The organism is Streptomyces hirsutus (genome assembly GCF_001418415.1).
In the GTDB taxonomy this organism is placed as follows: Bacteria; Actinomycetota; Actinomycetes; order Streptomycetales; family Streptomycetaceae; genus Streptomyces; species Streptomyces hirsutus.
Map to the genome: position 1 here is coordinate 1 of NZ_LIQT01000502.1, position 4,487 is coordinate 4,487.

Consider the following 4,487-nt stretch of genomic DNA (forward strand, 5'->3'; position numbering starts at 1 on the left):
ACAACATCACACAGGCCCTAGCAGGACCCCGGAATTCGGGCGGGTTGTCCCGGTTCGCGGTGATCGGTGGGGCGGGAGAGCGGGAAGCAAGCGGACGCGGCCCCTTGTGGATCATGGAGGTGTCGAAGCTTCACGATCTGCTGGGCCCGCGGCCACTGGACCGCGGTGGGCGGGGTCTGAGGGTGCTTCGGCCGGGGGCCGCCGGGACCGACCGGCCTCCCTGCGAGGTATGAGTGTGCCCGTCGCTCCGGCTCGTCGGCGGTCACTTCGTGAAGTGCGTGAGGAAGCCGGTCCAGGCGGTGGGGGAGAGGGCGAGCCGCGGGCCCCGGTGGTTCTTGGAGTCGCGGACGTGGACGGTGGCGGGGCAGGCCGCGACCTCTACGCAGTCGCCGTCGCCACCACTGCTATAGCTGGATGTGTGCCAGGAGAGGGCGACTTCGACGCAGTCCCCGGAAGCACTGCTGCTGTACGTCGACTTGAACCAGGTCAGCTCGCCGGTGCTCATAGGTCTCCTCGCATCCGCTGCAACAGGCTCACGGAGTCTTCGAGGGGCAGAGCCTGTGCACGCATCCTGGCATACCTCCTCTGGAGCACGCTGGCGACTTTTCGGTCGGCGATCAGTTGGCCGCTCTCCTGACCTTCCAGGTATGCGTACCAACTGTTCTCTGGTGTCTCGAGCAGCTGTAGCGGGCCTTGCAGACCGGTGTGCGACTCCCGGACGAGCGGCATGATCTGCAACTCGACGTTGCGCAACTGGGCGACCTCCAGTGCGTGCGTGATGAGCTCACGTGTGACGTCCTTGCCGCCTGTGCGCCGTAGAAATGTGTGCTCTTCGATGATGAAACTGAACGCAGTGTTCGGCTGACTTCGCAACAGTCCCTGTCGGTCGGCCCTGGCTGCCCAACGCTCATTGATCTGCGTATCGTTCAGCGGTGGCAGGTGGTCGACAGCCATGGCTCTCGCATACGCCTCCGTCTGCAACAACCCCGGCACCATCCGGCACTCGTACGTGTACAGCGTGATCGCCACCTGCTCCAGTCGCGCCCACTGTCGGAACCATGTCGCCAGCCCCGGCTGCCGGGCCAGGCACCCCGCCGCTCTCCGTAGTGCGCCCGTGTTGCCCAGTGCCTCCTCCGCGCGTTCCACGAACGCGGCGTCCGGCATGCGTCTGCCCAACTCCACCGATGCCACCGTGTGCTTGGAGTAGCGCACCAGCGCGCCGAACTCCTCCCGGCTCAGCCCCGCGTGCTCCCGCAGCCCCTGGACCACCGCGCCGAACGTCCGCAGACTGTCCGACGACTCCGGCTCACCACCGGCGCCCGTCGTTCCGCCCGTTCCCGCCGCACCCTCATCGACCACTGTCGGTCACCTTCCGCAATCATCGTCACGGGTGGTCACCGGTACTGTCCATTCCGTCACCGTGTACGCCGGTGCAGCGTACGCGGCTCTCACCTGGAGAAGTGTCTATCGGGTGCGCCAGATTGGGCGCATGACCGCACAGCCCGCACAGCAAGAGCCGGTTACCGTACGTGTGTTCACCCAGCGGTTCAGCTCCACCCCGCGTGGCGCCCGGCTCGCCCGGCACCTCGCCGTGCAGCAACTGCACGCCTGGGGTGTCCCGTACGGCACGGACGTCTCCGACGCCCTCGCGCTGATCGTCGGCGAGCTCGTCGCCGCCAATGCCGTGACGCACGGACGCGTGCCGGGGCGGGACTTCGAGTTGACGCTCACTCGCCTCGCCGCCGGCGTCCGCGTCGAGGTGACCGATACGCGTACCGGGCCGCCGTACCCGCCCGCCTTCGGGGGTGTGGGCACTCCGGGCCCTCTCGAAGAGCGTGGTCGCGGACTCCTGCTCGTCGAGGTGCTCGCCGACCGGTGGGAGGTGATGGACCGGGAGCCGCCCGGGAAGACGGTTCGCGCCGAGGTGGGCGTCGATTGGGGCTGCGAGGGTCATTGACGCGCAAGTGGTTCGATTCTACGGTCCCGTTCGAACTTGCGATCGTTGTTCGACATCACGGACACGCTCTGGCCCCCACCGCAAGGAGACCCGCATGCGCCGCAGCTTCCTCCGCAAACGCACCGTCCTCCTCGCTCTCCCCACCGCCGCCCTGCTCGCCCTCATGCCGAGCACCGCGTCGGCGTACCCCAACCCCGGCCGGGTCACCGGCTCCGTCGTCACCCACGACCCGTCGATGATGCGGACGTCGTCGGGACAGTACCTGCTGTACGCGACCGGCGGCGGCATCAGCAACAAGACGTCGAGCGACCGCACCGCCTTCAGCGCCGGGGCGGACGCCTTCTCCTCGCGCCCGAGCTGGTGGCGGACCTACTCCTCCGTCCCGGAGGCGTGGGCGCCCGACATCTCCTACCGCGGCGGCAAGTACCTGATGTACTACTCCGTCTCGTCGTTCGGCTCCAACACCTCCGCCATCGGGCTCGCCACCTCCAGCACCGGGCAGCCGGGGAGCTGGACCGACCAGGGCACCGTCCACACGTCCAGCTCCTCCAGCGACTACAACGCCATCGACCCCAACCTCTTCGTCGACGACGACGGCAAGTGGTGGCTTTCCTTCGGCAGTTGGTGGACCGGGATCAAGATGATCCAGATCAACCCGTCCAGCGGGAAGCAGCTCTCGAGCAACACCACCCGCTACTCCCTCGCCTCCCGGCCCACCGGGACCAAGGCCGTCGAGGCGCCCTTCATCGTCAAACGGAGCGGGTACTACTACCTGTTCGCGTCCTACGACACCTGCTGCGCCGGCACCAGCTCCACCTACAAGGTCAAGGTCGGCCGCGCCACCAGCATCACCGGGCCGTACCGCGACAAGAACGGCGTCTCGATGATGAGCAACGGCGGGACGCCCGTGCTGGAGTCGCACGGCAGCATCGTCGGCCCCGGCGGACAGTCGATCATGAACGACGTCGACGGTGACCTGATCGTCTACCACTACTACGACGCCAACGACAACGGCACCCCCAAGCTCGGCATCAACCTCCTGAACTGGAGCAGCGGATGGCCCGTCGCCTACTGACCCTGCTGGCTGCGCTGCTGCTCGCCCTGTCGCTCGGGCAGTCCTCCGCGCAGGCGGCCTCGTTCGGCAACCCCGTCAAGGCCCAGAAGGGCGCCGACCCCTGGATCGTCCGTCACGGGGGCGACTACTACCTGATCAGCACGTCCTGGACCGACGTCATCACCATCCGCAGGTCGGCCACCCTCGCCGGGCTGAACACCGCGCCCAGCGTGCAGGTGTGGCAGGGCGACGCGGCCTCCCGGTGCTGCAACATCTGGGCACCCGAACTGCACTACCTCAACGGCCGCTGGTACCTGTACTACGTCGCGGGGCAGAACGTCTCCGACTACAACCCCACCCAGCGCAGCCACGTCCTGGAGAGCACCGGATCCGACCCCCTGGGGCCGTACACCTACAAGGGGCAGCTCAACTCCTCCTGGATGCTGGACCCGACCGTCGCCACCATCAACGGGCAGCTGTACCTGTTCGGCAGCACCCACAACGGGACGCAGAACGTCGTCGCCGCCCGCATGTCCAACCCGTACACGGTGAGCTCCTCCTTCTCCGCCGTCTCCACGCCCACCCACGACTGGGAACGCCAGGGCGGGACCGTCAACGAGGGGCCGGAGATCCTGCAGCGGGGCGGGCGGACCTTCCTCATCTACTCCGCCAGCGGCTGCTGGACCCCCGACTACAAACTCGGGCAGCTCTCCCTCACCGGCTCCGACCCCACCTCCGCGTCGTCCTGGACCAAGAAGCCCACGCCCGTCTTCCAGCGCAGCGACGGCAACGGCGTGTACGGGCCGGGGCACAACGGGTTCTTCACCTCGCCGGACGGGAGCGAGAGCTGGATCGTCTACCACGCCAACGACTCCACCTCCGACGGCTGCGACAACGGGCGCACCGCACGGGCACAGAAGTTCACCTGGAACTCCGACGGCTCACCGAACCTCGGTACGCCCGTACGGCTCGGGGCGAGCCAGACCGGACCTTCGGGCGAGCCCTCGGCCGTCGCCGCCACCTACACCCTCACCAACCGCAACAGCGGCAAGTGCCTGGAAGTCGCCGGAGGCTCGAGCGCCGACGGGGCCAACGTGCAGCAGTACGCCTGCAACGGCGGCGCCCACCAGCGCTGGCGGCTGGAGGACCTCGGCGACGACACGCACCGGCTGCTCAACGTCTCCACCGGCAAGGTGCTGGACACCGAGAACTGCTCCGCCGCCGACGGGGCCGACCTGCGCCAGTGGTCGTGGCTGAACAACACCTGCCAGCGGTTCCGGTTCGTCGCCACCGACGGCGGCCATGTCCGGATCCTCAACCAGGCCACCGGCAAGGTCGCCGACGTCGCCGACTGCTCCACCGCGGACTCGGCCGACGTACGGCAGTGGACCTGGCTGAACAACGCCTGCCAGCAGTGGCGGCTCAACCCGGTCTGACCGGCCCGGGACCTCGGGTGCGTCGGGGTGCCTTCGCGGT

General features: G+C 68.2%; 5 protein-coding genes. 3 read left to right on the forward strand and 2 right to left on the reverse strand.

Annotated features, from left to right (window positions below):
• Window positions 1-262 precede the first annotated feature (262 nt).
• Together AOK11_RS32470 and AOK11_RS32475 are read right to left on the reverse strand one after the other, a co-directional pair.
• Complete coding sequence (locus AOK11_RS32470; protein ID WP_055597269.1) at window positions 263-505, reverse strand: DUF397 domain-containing protein; 243 nt, start codon at window positions 503-505, stop codon at window positions 263-265.
• Window positions 502-1,359 (reverse strand): helix-turn-helix domain-containing protein, encoded by an 858-nt coding sequence (locus AOK11_RS32475; RefSeq protein ID WP_055597270.1) that lies wholly within the window; start codon window positions 1,357-1,359, stop codon window positions 502-504. The genes AOK11_RS32470 and AOK11_RS32475 overlap by 4 nt, the downstream gene beginning before the upstream one ends.
• Window positions 1,360-1,489: 130 nt before the next feature.
• Between AOK11_RS32475 and AOK11_RS32480 the strand changes: the two genes are divergently transcribed.
• From AOK11_RS32480 to AOK11_RS32490, 3 genes are all read left to right on the forward strand, one after another.
• On the forward strand, window positions 1,490-1,957 hold the full coding sequence (locus tag AOK11_RS32480; RefSeq protein WP_055597271.1) for an ATP-binding protein: 468 nt from the start codon (window positions 1,490-1,492) through the stop codon (window positions 1,955-1,957).
• 94 nt (window positions 1,958-2,051) lie between these two features.
• The gene (locus AOK11_RS32485; protein ID WP_055597272.1) at window positions 2,052-3,032 is read left to right on the forward strand and encodes an arabinan endo-1,5-alpha-L-arabinosidase; all 981 of its coding nucleotides are present in this window, start codon (window positions 2,052-2,054) and stop codon (window positions 3,030-3,032) included.
• The gene (locus AOK11_RS32490; RefSeq protein ID WP_055597273.1) at window positions 3,014-4,447 is read left to right on the forward strand and encodes a family 43 glycosylhydrolase; all 1,434 of its coding nucleotides are present in this window, start codon (window positions 3,014-3,016) and stop codon (window positions 4,445-4,447) included. Before AOK11_RS32485 ends, AOK11_RS32490 begins: the two co-directional genes overlap by 19 nt.
• Window positions 4,448-4,487 lie beyond the last annotated feature (40 nt).

Coding starts and splice junctions, on each gene's coding strand:
- AOK11_RS32470 (WP_055597269.1), bottom strand. CDS start 505: ATGAGCACCGGCGAGCTGACCTGGTTCAAGTCGACGTACAGCAGCAGT.
- AOK11_RS32480 (WP_055597271.1), top strand. CDS start 1,490: ATGACCGCACAGCCCGCACAGCAAGAGCCGGTTACCGTACGTGTGTTC.
- AOK11_RS32485 (WP_055597272.1), top strand. CDS start 2,052: ATGCGCCGCAGCTTCCTCCGCAAACGCACCGTCCTCCTCGCTCTCCCC.
- AOK11_RS32490 (WP_055597273.1), top strand. CDS start 3,014: ATGGCCCGTCGCCTACTGACCCTGCTGGCTGCGCTGCTGCTCGCCCTG.